Below are 17,172 nucleotides of genomic sequence, written 5' to 3' on the forward strand. Positions count from 1 at the left end.
GCGATAAAAAACCCGACCGGCAGATGCTGCCGGTCGGGTTTTTTGTTGGCTGCGCGCCGAACGGATGCGCTTACGGAAACACCACCGTCCGGTCGCCGTTCAGGAACACTCGCCGCTCGATGAACGCCTTCACCGCGCGCGCGAGCGTGATGCACTCGACGTCGCGGCCCACCGCGAGCAATTGCTCCGGACGCAGCGCATGATCGACGCGTTCGACCACCTGCTCGATGATCGGGCCTTCGTCGAGATCGTCGGTCACGAAGTGCGCGGTCGCGCCGATCAGCTTCACGCCGCGGGCATGCGCCTGGTGATACGGCTTCGCGCCCTTGAAGCCGGGCAGGAACGAGTGATGGATGTTGATTGCGCGGTTCGCGAGCTTCGCGCTGGTTTCCTGCGACAGCACCTGCATGTAGCGCGCGAGGATCACGAGTTCGGCGCCGCTCGACTCGAAGAAGTCGAGCCACTGCGCTTCCTGCTGCGCCTTGGTGTCGGCCGTGATCGGGAAGTGGCGGAACGGCAGCCCGTGCTGCGTGGCGAGCGGTTCGAAGTCCGGATGGTTCGACACGATGCCGACGATGTCCATCTTCAGTTCGCCCATCCGCCAGCGGAACAACAGGTCCGCGAGGCAGTGCTCGAGTTTCGACACCATGATCAGCACCTTCGGGCGCGCGTTCACGTCGTGGATCGCCCATTGCGTGTCGCCGTCACCGCCGCCGCCGAGCGCGGTCGCGATCGGACCGAACTCCTGGCGCAGCGCGTCGATCTGCAGCGTTTCATCCGTCGGATGAAACACGCAGCGCACGAAGAAGTGGTTGCTGAGATCGTCGTCGAACACGTTCAGCGCATCGACGTAGCAGCGATGGCGCTCGAGAAAGCCGACGACGGCGGCGACCTGGCCGGCCGCGCTCGGGCACGACAGCGTCAGGACGAATTGATCGGGGCGTGAGTCGGCGGTCATGAGATTCCTCGGATGTCAGGGAACGCAACGCGCGCGGCGGCGCGACGGGGCGCCACGCTACGCGGGTAGCGGGAGGCTCAAGTAAATCAGGACGATTCGGGCGCGGATAGAACCAACCCGCCGTGTGGCTGGTATCGGCGCGCCAGCGCCGCGGGGCGGTGGCGAGGCTTGAGGCGGGGGTTTTGGGGACGCTGGGCGGGGCGGGCGCGGCTGGTCCAGCGAGCGTCAGGCGGTGCAGCCGTAGCCGGTCCAGCGAGCGTCAGGCGGTGCAGCCGCAGCCGGTCCGGCGAGCGTCGGGCGGCGCAGTCGTACCGGCTCCAGCGGGCGTCAGGCGGTGCAGGCACAGCCGCTCCATCGGACGTCAGGTGGGGCAGGCGCAGCCAGTCCAGCGCGCGTCGGATGGGACAGCCGCAGCCGCTCCAGCAAGCGTCAGGCAGCGCTCCGCCGGCCAGCCGCCCGCTCAAGCCGGCGCGCACGCGTCCAGCAGCCAGCGCCGGAACACATGTGTCGCGTCCGGCTCGGGCCGCTGCGGCGGCCGCACGAGGAAGTAGCCGCGCGACGTGACGACGGGCGCGTCGACGAGCTTCACGAGCTGCCCGGTCGCGACGAGCTCGTCGACGAGCGGCGACCAGCCGAGCGCGACGCCGTCGCCGAGCAGCGCCGCGTGGATCACCAGCGCATAGCTGTTGAAGGTCACGCCGCGCGCGGCGGCCGGCGCCTCGAGGCCGTGCGCGTCGAACCAGCCGGCCCACGACAGCCAGCGTTCGGGGCGCGTCGCCTGCACGTGCAGCAGCGGCAGCGCCTGCAGGTGCTCGGGCCGCGCGACGTGCGCGTGCGCGGCGCGGAACGCCGGCGAGCAGACGGGCGTGACCGATTCGGGAAAGAGCCGCGCGGCCGTGCACGACGGCCAGTGGCCGTCGCCGAACAGAACCGCGATGTCGGCGTGGTCGCGCTGCGCGTCGTAATCCTGCGAGGTGACGACCCGCACGTCGACGTCCGGCATCACGCGCTTCAGGCCGGAGAGGCGCGGCATCAGCCAGTAGGTCGCGAAACCGAAATCCGTGACGATCGTGAGCGCGCCGTGCTCGCGGCGCGCGCGCAGCGTCGCGGTGGCGCCGCGCAGCGTGTCGAGGCTCAGCCGCACGGCTTCGTACAGGCACTGGCCGTCGCTCGTCAGCGTGACGCCGCGCGGGCTGCGCTCGAACAGCGGCACGCCGAGTTCCGCTTCGAGCTGGAACACCTGCTGGCTCACGGCCGGTTGCGTCGAGCCGAGCTCGCGCGCGGCGGCCGTGAAGCTCTGGAGACGGGCGGCCGATTCGAACGCGCGCAGCGCCTGCATCGACGGTAACGGTTCGGATTTCGACATAAGTCTCTCTAATGGCCTCATAAGGGCCGGACGCCTTCCCGCGCGAATTCGGGCGGGGGATAGTGCTTCGGACGGCACGGCGCCGCGCCAGGCCTTCCGCGATTCTAGCCAGTCGCGGCCGGTGCGCGCGGCACTTTCTTCAGGCTGCGTCCGTCATGCCGGCCGTGTCGCCGCCCGAGCGTCGCGCCGCTCCATTCGAACACCGATTTCCCCAAGACCGCCGATGACGAACCCGACTCCCAACATCCTGATCCTGATGGCCGACCAGCTGACGCCGTTCGCGTTGCCGGCCTACGGCAACCGCGTCGCGCGCACGCCGACGCTCGACCGGCTCGCGGCGCAAGGCGTGGTGTTCGACGCCGCGTATTGCGCGAGCCCGCTGTGCGCGCCGTCGCGCTTCTCGCTGCTGACCGGCAAGCTGCCGTCGGGTATCGGCGCCTACGATAACGCCGCCGAATTGCCGGCGCAAACGCTGACTTTCGCGCACTACCTGCGCGCGGGCGGCTACCGGACGATGCTGTCCGGCAAGATGCATTTCTGCGGACCCGACCAGCTGCACGGCTTCGAGGAACGGCTCACGACCGACATCTATCCGGCCGACTTCGGCTGGGTGCCAGACTGGGACCGCCCGACCGAGCGGCCGAGCTGGTATCACAACATGAGTTCGGTGCTCGAGGCCGGCCCGTGCGTGCGCACGAACCAGCTCGATTTCGACGACGAAGTCACGTTCGCGGCGAAGCAGAAGCTGTACGACGTCGCGCGCGAGCGCGCGGCCGGTCATGACGCGCGGCCGTTCTGCATGGTCGTGTCGCTCACGCATCCGCACGATCCGTACGCGATCACGCGCGAATACTGGGATCTGTACCGCGACGACGAGATCGACATGCCGGCCGTGCGGCTCGATGCGCAGCAGAGCGATCCGCATTCGCAGCGGCTGCGCTTCGTCTGCGAAAACGACCGCACGCCGCCGACCGACGCGCAGATCCGCGCCGCGCGCCGCGCGTACTACGGCGCGACGTCCTATGTCGACGCGCAGTTCGGCAGCGTGCTGGCCGCGCTCGAGCAATGCGGCTTCGCCGACGACACGATCGTGATCGTCACGTCCGACCATGGCGACATGCTCGGCGAGCGCGGACTCTGGTACAAGATGACGTTCTTCGAAGGCGGCTGCCGCGTGCCGCTGATCGTCCACGCGCCGGGCCGCTTCGGTGCCGCCCGCGTGCGCGGGCCGGTGTCGCACGTCGATTTGCTGCCGACGCTCGTCGACCTCGCCGGCGCGGCGCCGGCCGGCGGCTGGCCGGACCCGGTCGACGGCGCGAGCCTCGTGCCGCATCTGCAAGGCGCGCCCGCGCACGACGTCGCGCTGGGCGAATACCTTGCGGAAGGGGCGGTTGCGCCGGTCGTGATGATCCGCCGCGGCGACTGGAAATACGTACATTGCCCGGCCGATCCCGACCAGCTCTACAACCTCGCCGACGATCCGCGCGAGCGCACGAACCTGGCCGGCCTGCCGGAAGCCGCCGGCGTGCTCGCCGCATTCCGCGAGGAGGCCGCGCGCCGCTGGAACCTGCCGGAACTCGACGCGCAGGTGCGCGCGAGCCAGCGGCGGCGCCGCTTCCATTACGCGGCGACGACGCAGGGCCGCATCCAGGCGTGGGACTGGCAGCCGTTCACCGACGCGAGCCAGCGCTACATGCGCAATCACATCGAACTCGACACGCTCGAAGCGATGGCGCGCTTTCCGCGCGTCGGGCGCTGAACGGGCCGCAGCGGACATTGACGAACGACGGAGGAAGCGAATCATGAAACGGCAATGCAATGCAGCAATCCGGAGTATGGGCACCGCGCTCGCCGCGGCTGCGTGCGTGGTGGCGATGCAGCAGCCCGCGCGCGCCGCCGACCCGCAGACGTGCCGCGACGTGAAGATGGCGGCGCCCGGCTGGACCGACATCGACGCGACGAACGCGATGGCCGGTGTCGTGCTGAAGGCGCTCGGCTATCGACAGGACGTCGCGAACCTGTCGGTGCCGATCACGTACCAGGGCTTGAAGAAAGGGCAGGTCGACGTGTTCCTCGGCAACTGGATGCCCGCGCAGGCGCCGCTCGTGAAGCCGTTCGTCGACGAGAAGTCGATCGACGTGCTGCACGCGAACCTGAACGGCGCGAAGTTCACGCTGGCGGTGCCCGACTACGTCGCGGCGGCCGGCGTGCACACGTTCGCCGATCTCGCGCGCTACGCGGACCGCTTCGGCGACAAGATCTACGGGATCGAGCCCGGCGCGCCCGCGAACCAGAACATCAAGCGGATGCTGTCCGACCATGCGCTCGGCGCGGCGAACTGGTCGCTCGTCGAATCGAGCGAGACGGGGATGCTCACGCAGGTCGAGCGCGCGGTGCGCGACAAGCGCTGGATCGTCTTTCTCGCGTGGGAGCCGCACCTGATGAACACGAAGTTCAAACTGACCTACCTGTCGGGCGGCGACGCGTATTTCGGTCCGAACTACGGCGGCGCGACGGTCAACACGGTCACGCGCGCGGGCTTTGCCGGCCAGTGCGCGAACCTCGCGCGGCTGTTCAGGCAGATGACGTTCTCCGTCGACGTCGAGAACCGGATGATCGCCGACATGCTCGACCACAAGACGTCGCCCGCGCTCGCCGCGCAGCATGCGCTGAAGGCCGATCCAGCGCTCGTCGAAGCGTGGCTCGACGGCGTTACCACGGCGGCCGGCGCCCCCGCGTTGCCGGCCGTGCGCGCGGCCCTCGACGCCCGCTGACAGCCTCCGCGCGGCCGGTTTCTCGCCGCGCCGCCCGCCTCCGTGTTTTCCCGAACGGTCGCATCGAGACCATTTGGTGTCGCCTTCAGACGGGTGACCTGAAATATGGGTTTGTATTTTTCGCCAATGGCTGCGTTATTGCGGAAAACGAAATGCCGAAGCCAGCGGACGTACCGAATTCGAATCAGCCGGCGTATTGCTGTGCGCGCCAGGCCACGGTTCTTTCCATCGAAGGGTTCAGGGAGGGTGGTCGACAATGAAGCAAAAGAAAGTTGCCGTAGCCGCCGCGCTGGCATGCGCGGCCTGTATTCCCGCCATCGGCCACGCGCAGAGCAGCGTGACGCTGTACGGGATTCTCGACGCGGGCATCACATACGTGAACAACACGGGCGGTTCGCACGTGGTCAAGTTCGATGACGGCGTCTCGTACGGGAACCGCTTCGGCCTGAAAGGCACGGAAGATCTCGGCGGCGGCCTGAAGGCCGTGTTTGCGCTCGAGAGCGGTTTCCACCTCGGCAACGGCCAGCTCGGCTTCGGCGGGGCGGAGTTCGGGCGGCAGGCTTATGTCGGTCTCCAGAACGATTGGGGCACGCTGTCGTTCGGCAACCAGCTCGACATCACCAACGAGCTCGTGTCGATCTACAACATCTCGGCATGGGGCAGCGGCTACGCGATCCACCAGGGCGACTTCGACCGCTTCAACGGCGACCGCCTGCCGAACTCGGTCAAGTTCCTGTCGAACGACCTGAACGGCGTCAAGTTCGGCGCGATGTATTCGTTCGGCAACGTCGCCGGCAACTTCCACCGCAACAGCGCATGGAGCGCGGGCGCGAGCTACACGAAGGGCGACTTCTCGATCGGCGCCGCGTACACGCGCCTGAACAACCCGAACGGCATCTACGCGTTCGACCCGTACGCGATGATCGGCACGCATACGTTCCTCGGCCAGCAGACCGTGACCGTCGATCCGGCGACCGGCGCGCGCACCGACCTGTTCGCGAACACCGCGATGGACGTCGACAGCCAGGGCACGTTCGGCGTCGGCACCAGCTACACGATCGGCAAGCTGACGCTCGACGCGAACTTCTCGTACACGACGATCAAGGGTTTCGGCCAGTCGTCGCACATGCAGGTGTATGAAGGCGGCGGCTTGTACCAGTTCACGCCGGCGCTGAGCTTCATCGCGGGCTACCAGCACACGCGCTTCGAAGGCCACCACTGGAACCAGGGCACGGCCGGCCTGCACTACCTGCTGTCCAAGCGCACCGATGTGTACATCTCCGGCGATTACCTGCGCGCGTCGCAGGGCGTCGATGCGGTGGTCGGCTACAGCTTCACGCCGTCGACGACGCAGACGCAGGCCGACGTGCGGATCGGGATGCGGCATTCGTTCTGAGCGGGGTGAGGTAGTTGTTTCGACGTCTTCAGCGAGGTCTCTCTTTGGCGCGAACCGCGGTTCGCGCTTTTTTTTTGCGGCGCGATGCAACGTCGTGCGGTGTGCGCCGTCCTTGCCCGCGGCCGGCGGGCATCCGGCAAGGTTTCGTTGGTTGAAGCTATCATCGCGCTTTGGCCGCATCGCGTATCGGCGATCGCCGGCCTTCCCTCCGATGACGTCTCGCCGATGACCACCCCGTTACCCGAATCCACTTCGCCGTCGCCGTTACCCGCCAACCTGTTCCGCCACACACCGTTCCAGCGCTTCTGGGGCACGCGCGTGATGTCGTCGCTCGCTTTCCAGATCCTGTCGGTCGCGATCGGCTGGTACGTCTATGCGCTCACGCACAGCGCATTCGCGCTCGGGCTCGTCGGGCTTGCGCAGTTCGTGCCGATGTTCGCGCTGACGCTCGTCGTCGGGCAGGTGGCCGACCGCTACGACCGCCGGCGCATCGCGACGATCTGCCAGGGCGTCGAGGCGCTGGCCGCCGGCGTATTCCTGTTCGGCGCGGCGCAAGGCGGGCTCACCGCCCCGGGCGTGTATGCGCTGGCCGCGATCGTCGGCACCGCGCGTGCGTTCGAATCGCCGTCGGTGTCGTCGCTGCTGCCGGCCGTCGTGCCGCGCGGCGACCTGCCGCGCGCGACCGCGCTGTCGACGTCCGCGAACCAGGCCGCGCAGATTCTCGGGCCCGCGTTCGGCGGGGTGCTGTATGGCGTCGGCGCGCCCGCGGCGTTCGGCACGAGCGTCGTGGCGTTCGCGATCGCGGCCATCCTGAGCGGCACGATTCCGCTGCGCAGTGCGCCGCCGGCGCGCGAACCGGTCACGCTGCGGTCGGTGTTTTCCGGCATCGCGTTCATCCGGCGCGAACCGGCGATCCTCGGCGCGCTGTCGCTCGACCTGTTCGCGGTGCTGTTCGGCGGCGCGACCGCGCTGCTGCCGATCTACGCGCGCGACATCCTGCAGGTCGGCCCGTGGGGGCTCGGCGCGTTGCGCGCGGCGCCGGCGGTCGGCGCGCTCGCGGGCACGCTGTGGCTCACGCGCTTTCCGCTGAAAGGGCGGCCGGGCCGCGCGATGTTCGGCGGCGTGATCGCGTTCGGCATCGCGACGATCGTGTTCGGGCTGTCACGCAATTTCGTGGTGTCGCTCGTCGCGCTGGCGGCGCTCGGCGCATCGGACGTGGTGAGCGTCGTCGTGCGCCTGTCGCTCGTGCAGCTGCGCACGCCCGACGACATGCTCGGCCGCGTGAGCGCGGTCAACTCGCTGTTCATCGGTACGTCGAACCAGCTCGGCGAATTCGAATCCGGCGTGACGGCTGCGTGGTGGGGTGCGCCGGTGGCGATCGTCGTCGGCGGCGCGGCGACGATCGCCGTCGCGCTGACATGGATGCGGTTGTTCCCGACCTTGCGGAACATGACGTCGCTGGAGCGCGATCATTGAATCGACGTCAGCGGGGCGATGCGTTTGCCGTTCACGGGAAACCGGCCTCATTCGCCGTAACTCATTTCAAATTGCTTTCTTGTTTCAATCGAATTCCAAACGGCATTCGGGTCGGATAATCGTCTGAACAATCAATCCGGTGCTGTCGTTTCTCGCGATGCGGGGTACCGGAGCTGAAAGCGGTGCTGGCATAATCGAGCCCACCGCGGTGGGAATCCGAAAAGAGGCTGATACTTCAGTGCCTTGCTGCACAAGGCTCCCAGCCCTGAATTTGTCAGACTGAATATCCCGATCAATTACAAAAGCCATTCATATAATTACATAAAAATTTCAGTAATTTTTCGAAACATCGTGCTTTCGTATGACGAAGCGGGTATCGATTGAAACGAAAAGAAATATCTGGAATGATACCGATTCTCATTTTCATGACCGCGGCCACGACTGCGCTGCCGGTCACTCGTCAACCGTAGCCAGCTAGTGTCGCCGTCGGTCTGATCGTCGGCGGCCAGCGAGCCAGCGTATATCCGTGCCTCGTGCGCGCGTCGCCGCGCGTCCACGCGGGGCGGTTTCAAATTCCGACTGGATTTTCATGCCGAACAAGACCCCGTTCGCGAGTGCGCTCGCGCTGGCCTTTGCTTTGCCTATCGCTTCGCCTGCATTCGCGCAGGGCACGAGCGCCGAATCGGCGCCGGCCGTCACCGCGAAACCGGGCAGTGCGACGCCGGCCGCGAGCGACACGCTGCCGACGGTCAACGTGTCGGGGCAGGCCGTGCATCAGGATTTCCAGGCCGAGCGTTCGAGCGTCGGCGCGAAAACCCCCACCGCGCTGCGCGACATTCCGCAGTCGGTCACGGTGATCAACAAGGCGCTGCTGGAATCGCAGGGGCTCACGTCGTTCCAGGACGCGCTGCGCAATGCGCCGGGCATCACGATCGGCGGCGCGGAAGGCGGGCAGATCGGCAACAACATCAACCTGCGCGGCTTCACCGCGCAGAACGACATCTATCTCGACGGCTTCCGCGACCGTAACCAGTACTACCGCGACACGTTCGATCTCGATTCGGTCGAGGTGCTGTACGGCCCGTCGTCGATGCTGTTCGGGCGCGGCTCGACGGGCGGCGTGATCAACCAGGTGTCGAAGAAGGCGAACCTGAAGCCGTCCGCCGAAGTGTCGACGACGATCGGCACCGACGACCACTACCGCGCGAGCGTCGACCTGAACCGGCCGCTCGGCGCGACCTCCGCGTTCCGCATCAACGCGTTCGGCCAGTCGCTCGGCTCGACGCGCGACGTGATGAAGAACAAGGACTACGGAATCGCGCCGGAGCTGCGCTTCGGCATCGGCACGCCGACGGAGATCACGCTGTCCGCGCTGGTCCAGCACAACTACGACATGCCGGACTACGGCGTGCTCGCGCTCAACGGCCATCCGGCGCCGGTATCGAAGCACACGTTCTACGGTCTCACCGACGACCGCACGATCGAGGACGTGCAGACGGTGTCCGCGCGCATCGATCATCGAGTCAACGACGCGCTGACGATCAGCAACCGCACGTCGTTCTCGCACTCGATGACCGATGCGCGCGAGACGGCCGCGAACGCGGTGCTGACCGGGCCGCTCGCGTCGAGCACCGCGCTCGCGAACGGCAACTACACGTCGTTGCCGATGTCCGCGCTGTACGTGAAGCTCGCGAGTCACGATCGCGTGATCGAAAACCATTCGGTCGACAACGACACGATGGCGCATTTCAAGTTCGACACGGGCTTCGTGAAGCACGACCTGATCGCGGGCGTCGAGGTCGGGCACGACAGCTACACGAACCAGGCGTACACGCGCAGCGGCCTGCCGATCCTGTCGCTGATCGATCCGGCCTATCTGTCGTCGAGCGCGTCCAACGCGACGCAGACGCCGGCCAATCACGCTGAATCGGGCGCGACGACGCTCGCCGCGTACATGAACGACACGGTATCGATCGGCCGCGACTGGAAGTTCGTCGGCGGGCTGCGCTGGGATCGCTTCCAGGCGCATCTCGCGAACACGGTGAGCGCGCCGCGCTACGCGTCGCAGACCAACTACTTCACGAGCGTGCGGGCCGGCGTGATCTACCAGCCGACCGAATCGCAGTCGTACTACTTCTCGTACGGCACGTCGTTCAACCCGTCGCTCGAGACGCTGACGGTCACGAACAACACGCAGAACCTGTCGCCGGAACACACGAAGTCGTACGAGGTCGGCGCCAAGTGGGATCTGCTGAACGACAACCTGTCGGTCACGTCGGCGCTGTTCCAGCAGGAGAAGAGCAACGCGCGCACGCTGACGTCGACGGGCGAATACCTGCTCGAGGGCGACATTCGCGTGCGTGGCTTCCAGGCGAGCGTGACGGGCCACATCACGCCGAAGTGGCAGGTGTTCGGCAGCTATACGTACATGAACGGCGTGATCCTGAGCGCGCTCGACGGCACCCAGGGCAAGACGCTGGCGAACACGCCACGCAACACGTTCACGCTGTGGACCACGTATGCGTTCACGCCGCACTGGGAAATCGGCGGCGGTCCGACCTACATGTCGGGTCGCTACGCGGCGAACACGAACTACGTGCAGGTGGGCGGCTATACGCGCTGGGATGCAACGGCCGCGTATCACGCGAAGCAGTGGGACCTGCGCCTGAACCTGCTGAACCTGACCAACAAGTTCTATTACGATGCGCTGATCCAGTCGGACGGCGGCCGCGCGGTGCCGGGCGTCGGACGCACGTTCCTCGCGACGCTCGACTACCGGTTCTGACCGCACGCGTGCGATCGCCGCGTCATTCGATGAAAAAGGTGGAACGATGCTTGTACACATCCCGAACGTGCTGACACCCGAGCAGGTGCGCACGGTGCGTGACCGGCTCGACCAGGCGGGCGACGCGTGGGTCGACGGCCGCGCGACGGCCGGCTACACGGGCGTGCCGGTCAAGCGCAACCAGCAGATCGCCGAGCATGCGCCGATTGCGCGCGAACTGGGCGACGCGATCCTCGCCGCGGTCGAGCGCAATCCGCTGTTCATCAGCGCGGCGCTGCCGAACCAGGTCTATCCGCCGCTCTTCAACCGCTACGAAGGCGGGATGACGTTCGGCAGTCACGTGGACGGCGCGGTGCGCGTGCTGCCGAACGGCGTGAAGCTGCGCACCGACGTGTCGGTCACGCTGTTCCTGTCCGCGCCGGACGAATACGACGGCGGCGAACTCGTGATCGAGGACGCGTATGGCGTGCAGCAGGTCAAGCTGCCCGCGGGCGACATGATCGTCTATCCGGCGACGAGCCTGCACCAGGTCACGCCGGTCACGCGCGGCGTGCGCGTCGCGAGTTTCTTCTGGGTGCAGAGCCTCGTGCGCAGCGATGCACAGCGGGCGCTGCTGTTCGACATGGACACGGCGATCCAGCGGCTCAACGCCGGCGGCGCCGATACGCAGGCTTGCCGCAGCCTGGTCGGCTGCTACCACAATCTTCTGAGAATCTGGAGCGAGACGTGAGCGTTGCCGATCCCATCGACATCGACGCGGCATCCGCGTCCCGCATCGCGCCGGGCATGCGCCCGGCCGGCTCCGGCGGCGCGCGTTCGCGCCGCGGCACCTTCATCAAATGGCTGCGCAAGGTGCACGGCTGGATCGGCCTGTGGGGCGCGGCGCTCGGCCTGCTGTTCGGCACGACGGGCTTCCTGCTGAATCATCGTGCGCCGCCGCTGCGCATCCAGACCGGCGCGCCGCGCGTCGAGACGTTGCGGCTCGGCGTGCCCGATCCGCGGCCCGCGTCACCGCGCGAGCTCGAGCAATGGCTGCGTGCGCAACCGGATCTGCATCTGCCCGAACGCATGGGCCGCGTGCAGAAGGAGCCCGCGCATCCGGTCGCATGGGGCGACCGCGAAACCGTGCAGCCCGAGCACTGGCAACTCGTGTTCGCGTCGCCGCATGAAAACGTCGCGGTCGACTACTGGGTCGGCAGCGACACGATGACGCTCAAGCGTATCGGTAACGGCACGCTCGCGTGGCTGACGAACCTGCACAAGGGCGTCGGGACGAGCATCGGCTGGGTGCTGCTCGTCGATACGCTCGCGGGCGCGCTGGTCCTGCTGTCGCTCACCGGCGTGCTGTTGTGGACGGAGCTGAACAAGCGCAAGACGATCGGCGTGGTGCTCGTGATCGGCTCGATCGTCGCGATCGTGTGTGCGGCCGGCGCATAAGCGCATAACGGCTGACGGTCAGACGCCGGCGTCGCGCGCGACCTGTACGGCCGTGCCGTAGCAGATGACTTCCGTGACGCCGGACCCGATCTCGGTCGAGTCGTAGCGCATCGCGACGATCGCGTTCGCGCCGAGCTTGCGCGCGTCGGCGAGCATCTTGTCGAACGCCTGCTGGCGCGCCTTCTCGCACAGCGACGTATAGAGCGTGATGTTGCCGCCGAAGATGGTTTGCAGCGCCGCGCCGAACGAGCCGACGATCGAGCGCGAACGCACGATGATGCCCTGTGCGACGCCGAGCGAGCGGACGATCGTGTGGCCGGGCAAATCGAATGCGCTCGTGACGTGCTCGGGCGAGAGGGCGTCGACGGAGCGGGAGAAATCGGTCATGGCGGAGCACCGTGGTGCGGAAGTGGTCGAACGACGATTCTATCCGGAACGGGAAACGTGCTCGACCGGGCGCGCATGACGCATGCGCGCCCGGTGCGACTCGCGCCGGCCGAGGCCGGTCAGCGCTTGACGGTCGTACTGCCGTCGCCGCCGAGATCGACCGCATACGCAAGCGCCAGCTTGCCGAACTTCAGCGCGTGGTTCGCCTGCCGGTCCGAATTCTCCAGCGTGTCGTTCACGGTATGGATATAGGGACTGTCGTTCTGGTCGGCCTCGAACGGGAACGACGCCGGATAGCCTTGCGCATGCCACGACGCGTGATCCGAGCACGCATAGCCGCATTGCGACGTGCCGATCGCGAGCTCGGGCAGGTAGGTCTTCGCGAGGTTCGTCAGGTAGGTGTTCTGCGCGGCGTTCGTGTAGTCGGTGATCAGGTAGATGTCTTTCGGATCGCCCTGGTAGTTCGTCATGTCGAGCTGCAGCACGCCGACCACGTTCGCGTTCTGCGTGCGGAACTGCTTCGCGATCGCCTTCGACCCGAGCAGGCCGGCTTCCTCGGCCGCGTAGCCGACGAACTTGATCGTCCGTTTCGGCCGGTAGCCGTTCGCGAGCAGCACGCGCAGCGCTTCGGTCAGGCTGGCGATGCCGGACGCATCGTCGTCGGCGCCGGGCGAGCGCGTGTTTTCCGTCGTGCGGCCGACCGTCGAATCGAGGTGGCCGCCCAGCACGATCGTGCCCGAGGCCGGATTGCTGCCGCGGATCGTCAGGATCACGGATTTTTGCGGAAAGCCCGCATGCGTGAACTGCTCGACGGCGATGTCGGTGCGCGAACCGGCCAGTTGCCGCCACTGCAGCGCGAGCCAGTCCGACGCGGCGACGCCGTGCGACGTCGTGTAGTAGCGGTTCGTGAAGCCGGACGGCGACGTGATCGTGCCGACGATGTTGCTGGCCTGCAGCTGCTGGATCCAGGCCTTGATCTGCGGCGCGTTCGATAGCTGGTAGGCGGGCACGGCCGCCTGTTTCGCGAGTGCTGCGGGTACCGGCTGCAAAGCCTGCCGTGCGTCGTCGAACGAGTCGTGCACGATGTAGCCGGGCCCGTGGCCGCGCGCATGGTGGACAGCATGGGCGAGTTCGCCGAGTCGTGAATCGTCGATCTCGACGATATGCACGGTTTCGCGGCGCACGGCGCCGTCGGCCGTCTTGCCGGCGTCGACCACCGTGCTGTACTGCGCGGTTGCGCTCGCATCGATGCGTTGAAGCTGGCGGAACGCGGTGTCGCCGAGCGTGATCCACACCGGCGTCGCGTGCGCGGCGGCGGTCAGCAGCATGACGCCAAGCGCGGCGCTCAGGCGGGTCAATGTCAGAGTAGGCATGTTCGATCTCGTGAGGATGGCGATGTCGAGGAAGAGGGGCGTCGCAGGTCATGCGACGCCCCCGCCTGCTGCGGAATTACGACTTCTGCGGCACGGTCACGCCGTACGTGCAGCTCTTGTTGTATGCATTGCCGATCGCCGTGAGTTGCGCGCTGCTGTAGCCGAGCGCGGCGGCGGCCGTCAGCACCGCCTGGGCGGCGGCCTTCTGGTTCGTCGAGCTGTTGGTCATCGACAGCCCTTTCAGGAAGGCCTTGTCCATCGCCTGCGCGCCGATCGCGTCGCGCGCGACGAGGTTGCACGACGCCCAGTACTGGCCGGCCGTGTGGATCTCGGCGCCGCGTGCCTGCGCGTAGGTGCGTCCGACGTTCCAGTTCGTCACGCGGCCGCCCCAGTATTCGTTGTGGCCGTCCCAGTTGTAGACCCAGTGATACTGCGCGTCGGACGGGCTCCATTGATTGAAGTCGCGGCTGTACGCGGCGGCGAGATAGTCGCCCGTGCCTTCCGACAGGCCTTCCTGCTGCGACAGGCCGCCGTTGGTCACCCAGTCGTGGATGCCGTGGCCGAGCTCGTGGATCACGACGTCCGCATCTTCCGCGTCGTCGACACCGCCCTGGCCGAAGGTCAGCCGGCCGCTGCTCGACGAGTACGACGAGTTGTCGTCGCCCGATTCGCCGTGCGGGTCGTACTGCACGCCGCCCGTGTACTGGTAAGGCAGCGCCTTGATGCCGAGCGTCTGGTTCACGTAACGGAGGAACGTGTCGATGTGGTAGTACGTGTTCACCGCCTCGAAATACAGGTTGCCGCGCGTGAACTCGAACGTCGGCGTCGCCTGCGCCGGACACGCGTTGTCGCGCGGCGCATCGAAGTCGACGCACGACGCATACGGGCCCGACAGCACGTAGCGCGAGTTCGACTGCGCGAGATCCTTCAGCGTCACGCGCACGCGCGCCGCCGTGAGCTGGGTGGAATCGGCGTCGTTGCCGTCCTTGTAGCCCGTGCTGCCGTAGCTGCTCTTCGTCGACGAAAGCGGATCGGGCCGGAATACGAAGCCGGTGCCGTCGGTCGCATAGAACGCCTTGTCCTCGGCGCGCAGCACTTCGCCGCTGTCCGCGTCGATCAACAGTTCCCAGTCGCCCTTCGGGCCGTCCTGCGGGCGGCCGCGTACCTTCCATGCGGTATGCGTGCCGGCCTTGTCGACGAACGCGACGCGCTGTGCGTCGAGGTTCGTGAAGCCGCTGACGCCGAGATACGCGCGGGCGCGGTCGAGCGCCTGCTGCTGGTCGACCGCCTGTGTCTTGCGCGCGGTGACGGCCACGCCGTTGATCGTGTTGCTCGCGACGTACAGGATGCGGCCGTCCTTCGCGACCGTCACCGCGATGTCGCTGCCGTACACGGGCAGTCCGGCCGCCTGCTGCTGGAAGTGCACGACGGTGAAGTCGACATCGCTGCGCTCCGACGTCACCGCGAGGCTCGCGAGCGCGGCCGGGTCGAGCCCGAGCTGCGTCGCCTGCGACGCGACGAAATCGCGCGCGGCGGCCGCGGGCGTGGCGGCCGCCTTGTTCGCGCGATAGGCGGGGTTGTACAGCGTGACGGCGACGCCGTCTGCGCGGAATTGCCCCGCGGCGGTATCGGCCTTGGCCGCGGCCGGTGCCACGCCGCGCGTCAGGCTTTCGCGCAGGCTCGACGCCTGCGGGTTCGCGACCTTGGTATCGGCCGCGCTGCCGCCGACGATGCCGAAACCGAGCGCGAGACCCAGGGCGAGCGGCAATGCTTTGCGTGATGTCTGCATGGGTGATCCTCATCTCAACGGTTGGACACGCCCGCGCGCTCGTGGCGAGCAGGCACGACACGGCTCGCGCGCCGGCTCGATGGAACCGGTGCGGCGAAGCGGTGCTGGGAGATTCGACTGACTGAGGATAACTAAGCGTCAGGTCGAAACGCATCGGAACGGAATGGCGGCGGGGAAGCGAACGGCAGGCAGGTGCGGCGACGGTGAGGCGAGCATCGTCATGTCATACCCCTCGGAATTGATATCGGTTTGGCAGCCTGCGTGGCGCGACATGCGTCGGGCCCGGGCTCTCATCTCCTTAGGGCTGCCTATCTAATTGCGAGGTATGTTACAGAATATTTTCGGCAACTTTGCAATTTATTTTCGAAGGCCGCTTCGGTCCGTCGATCAATCGGCGGCATTGTTGAGCGAATGGCGGGAAACGCTGCCGGCGCGTGCAATGGCGCGCCGGATTGTACGCAAAAGCGGCGCCGTTCAGCGCGTCGCGCGGCGGTCGCTGCGCGGGCTCACGCCGAAACGCGAGCGATACGTGCGCGAGAAATGAGACGGCGATTCGAAGCCGCACGCAACGCACACCGACGTAATGCTCATGTCGGTCTGCTGCAGCAGCTCGCGTGCGCGATCGAGGCGCAGGTTCAGGTAGAAGCGCGTCGGCGTGTCGTTCAGCGTCGCGCTGAACAGCCGTTCGAGCTGGCGCCGCGTGATCGCCACGTCCTGCGCGAGCGCATCGGAGCCGAGCGGAGTTTCCATGTGCCGCTGCATCGTGTCGATCACCTGGATCAGCTTGCGGTTGTGCACGCCATAGCGCGCGGCGATCTCGAGCCGCTGGCTGTCCGAGCGCTGCCGGATGCGGCTCACGACGAACTGTTCGGAGATGGCCGCCGCGAGATCGGCGCCATGCCGCCGGCCGATCAGGTCGAGCATCATGTCGATCGACGCGGTGCCGCCCGCGCAGGTGATGCGCCGGTCGTCGATCTCGAACAGTTCCTGCGTCGCGTTCAGGCCCGGGTAGCGCTCGCGGAACGCGGCGAGCGCTTCCCAGTGCAGCGTCAGCGTTTGCGATGCGTCGAACAGCCCGGCTTCCGCGAGCACGAAGCTGCCGGTGTCGATGCCGCCGAGCGTCGCGCCGTGCCGGTTCTGGCGGCGCAGCCAGTCCGCGAGCGCGCGGTCGTAGCATACGAGCGGATCGAAGCCGGCGACGACGAACACCGTCTCGACCTGCGCGACGTCCGCGTACGCGGCTTCGGCCGCGACAGGAATGCCGTTGCTCGCGGCGACGGGCGTGCCGTCCGCGCTGATCACGTGCCAGCGGTACAGCTCGGTGCGAAAGCGGTTCGCGACGCGCAGCGGTTCGACCGCCGACATGAAGCCGAGCGCGGAGAAGCCGGGCAGCAACAGGAAGTGGAAATCCTCTGGCATCGGGGCGTGGGG

General features: G+C 67.2%; 13 protein-coding genes. 7 read left to right on the plus strand and 6 right to left on the minus strand.

What is annotated here, in order from left to right; all coding sequences use genetic code 11:
• Nucleotides 1-70 precede the first annotated feature (70 nt).
• Together purU and DIE04_RS08435 are read right to left on the minus strand one after the other, a co-directional pair.
• Nucleotides 71-958, minus strand: coding sequence for a formyltetrahydrofolate deformylase (purU, locus tag DIE04_RS08430; protein WP_124485154.1), 888 nt, complete (start codon nt 956-958; stop codon nt 71-73).
• Nucleotides 959-1,418: 460 nt separating this feature from the next.
• Nucleotides 1,419-2,345: a choline sulfate utilization transcriptional regulator gene (locus DIE04_RS08435; protein WP_124521494.1), complete on the minus strand. Its 927-nt coding sequence runs from the start codon at nt 2,343-2,345 to the stop codon at nt 1,419-1,421.
• 202 nt (nt 2,346-2,547) lie between these two features.
• On the opposite strand from DIE04_RS08435, the gene betC reads away from it, so the two are divergent.
• The 7 genes from betC (at nt 2,548) to DIE04_RS08475 (ending at nt 12,192) form a co-directional block, all read left to right on the plus strand.
• Nucleotides 2,548-4,083, plus strand: a complete 1,536-nt coding sequence (betC, locus tag DIE04_RS08445) for a choline-sulfatase (RefSeq protein ID WP_124485156.1) — start codon at nt 2,548-2,550, stop codon at nt 4,081-4,083.
• A gap of 43 nt (nt 4,084-4,126) precedes the next feature.
• Nucleotides 4,127-5,098 (plus strand): choline ABC transporter substrate-binding protein, encoded by a 972-nt coding sequence (gene choX / locus DIE04_RS08450; RefSeq protein WP_124485157.1) that lies wholly within the window; start codon nt 4,127-4,129, stop codon nt 5,096-5,098.
• Nucleotides 5,099-5,354: 256 nt separating this feature from the next.
• Nucleotides 5,355-6,494, plus strand: a complete 1,140-nt coding sequence (locus DIE04_RS08455; RefSeq protein WP_124485158.1) for a porin — start codon at nt 5,355-5,357, stop codon at nt 6,492-6,494.
• A 225-nt stretch (nt 6,495-6,719) separates the two neighbouring features.
• On the plus strand, nt 6,720-7,970 hold the full coding sequence (locus tag DIE04_RS08460; protein ID WP_124485159.1) for an MFS transporter: 1,251 nt from the start codon (nt 6,720-6,722) through the stop codon (nt 7,968-7,970).
• Between the two features lie 589 nt (nt 7,971-8,559).
• A complete protein-coding gene (locus DIE04_RS08465; RefSeq protein WP_124521496.1) occupies nt 8,560-10,755 on the plus strand; it encodes a TonB-dependent siderophore receptor in 2,196 nt (731 codons plus the stop codon).
• A gap of 46 nt (nt 10,756-10,801) precedes the next feature.
• Nucleotides 10,802-11,485: a Fe2+-dependent dioxygenase gene (locus DIE04_RS08470; RefSeq protein WP_124521498.1), complete on the plus strand. Its 684-nt coding sequence runs from the start codon at nt 10,802-10,804 to the stop codon at nt 11,483-11,485.
• A 56-nt stretch (nt 11,486-11,541) separates the two neighbouring features.
• Nucleotides 11,542-12,192, plus strand: coding sequence for a PepSY-associated TM helix domain-containing protein (locus DIE04_RS08475; RefSeq protein ID WP_409333441.1), 651 nt, complete (start codon nt 11,542-11,544; stop codon nt 12,190-12,192).
• An 18-nt stretch (nt 12,193-12,210) separates the two neighbouring features.
• On the opposite strand, the gene DIE04_RS08480 is transcribed toward DIE04_RS08475, so the two are convergent.
• From DIE04_RS08480 to DIE04_RS08495, 4 genes are all read right to left on the minus strand, one after another.
• Nucleotides 12,211-12,579, minus strand: a complete 369-nt coding sequence (locus DIE04_RS08480; RefSeq protein WP_124485163.1) for a YbjQ family protein — start codon at nt 12,577-12,579, stop codon at nt 12,211-12,213.
• A gap of 119 nt (nt 12,580-12,698) precedes the next feature.
• Nucleotides 12,699-13,952 (minus strand): M20/M25/M40 family metallo-hydrolase, encoded by a 1,254-nt coding sequence (locus DIE04_RS08485; protein WP_124521502.1) that lies wholly within the window; start codon nt 13,950-13,952, stop codon nt 12,699-12,701.
• 76 nt (nt 13,953-14,028) lie between these two features.
• Nucleotides 14,029-15,741, minus strand: coding sequence for a M36 family metallopeptidase (locus DIE04_RS08490; RefSeq protein ID WP_124521504.1), 1,713 nt, complete (start codon nt 15,739-15,741; stop codon nt 14,029-14,031).
• 474 nt (nt 15,742-16,215) lie between these two features.
• The gene (locus DIE04_RS08495; protein ID WP_044847758.1) at nt 16,216-17,160 is read right to left on the minus strand and encodes a GlxA family transcriptional regulator; all 945 of its coding nucleotides are present in this window, start codon (nt 17,158-17,160) and stop codon (nt 16,216-16,218) included.
• Nucleotides 17,161-17,172: the final 12 nt, after the last annotated feature.

The sequence above is a fragment of the Burkholderia sp. Bp8994 genome, assembly GCF_003853805.1.
GTDB lineage: Bacteria > Pseudomonadota > Gammaproteobacteria > Burkholderiales > Burkholderiaceae > Burkholderia.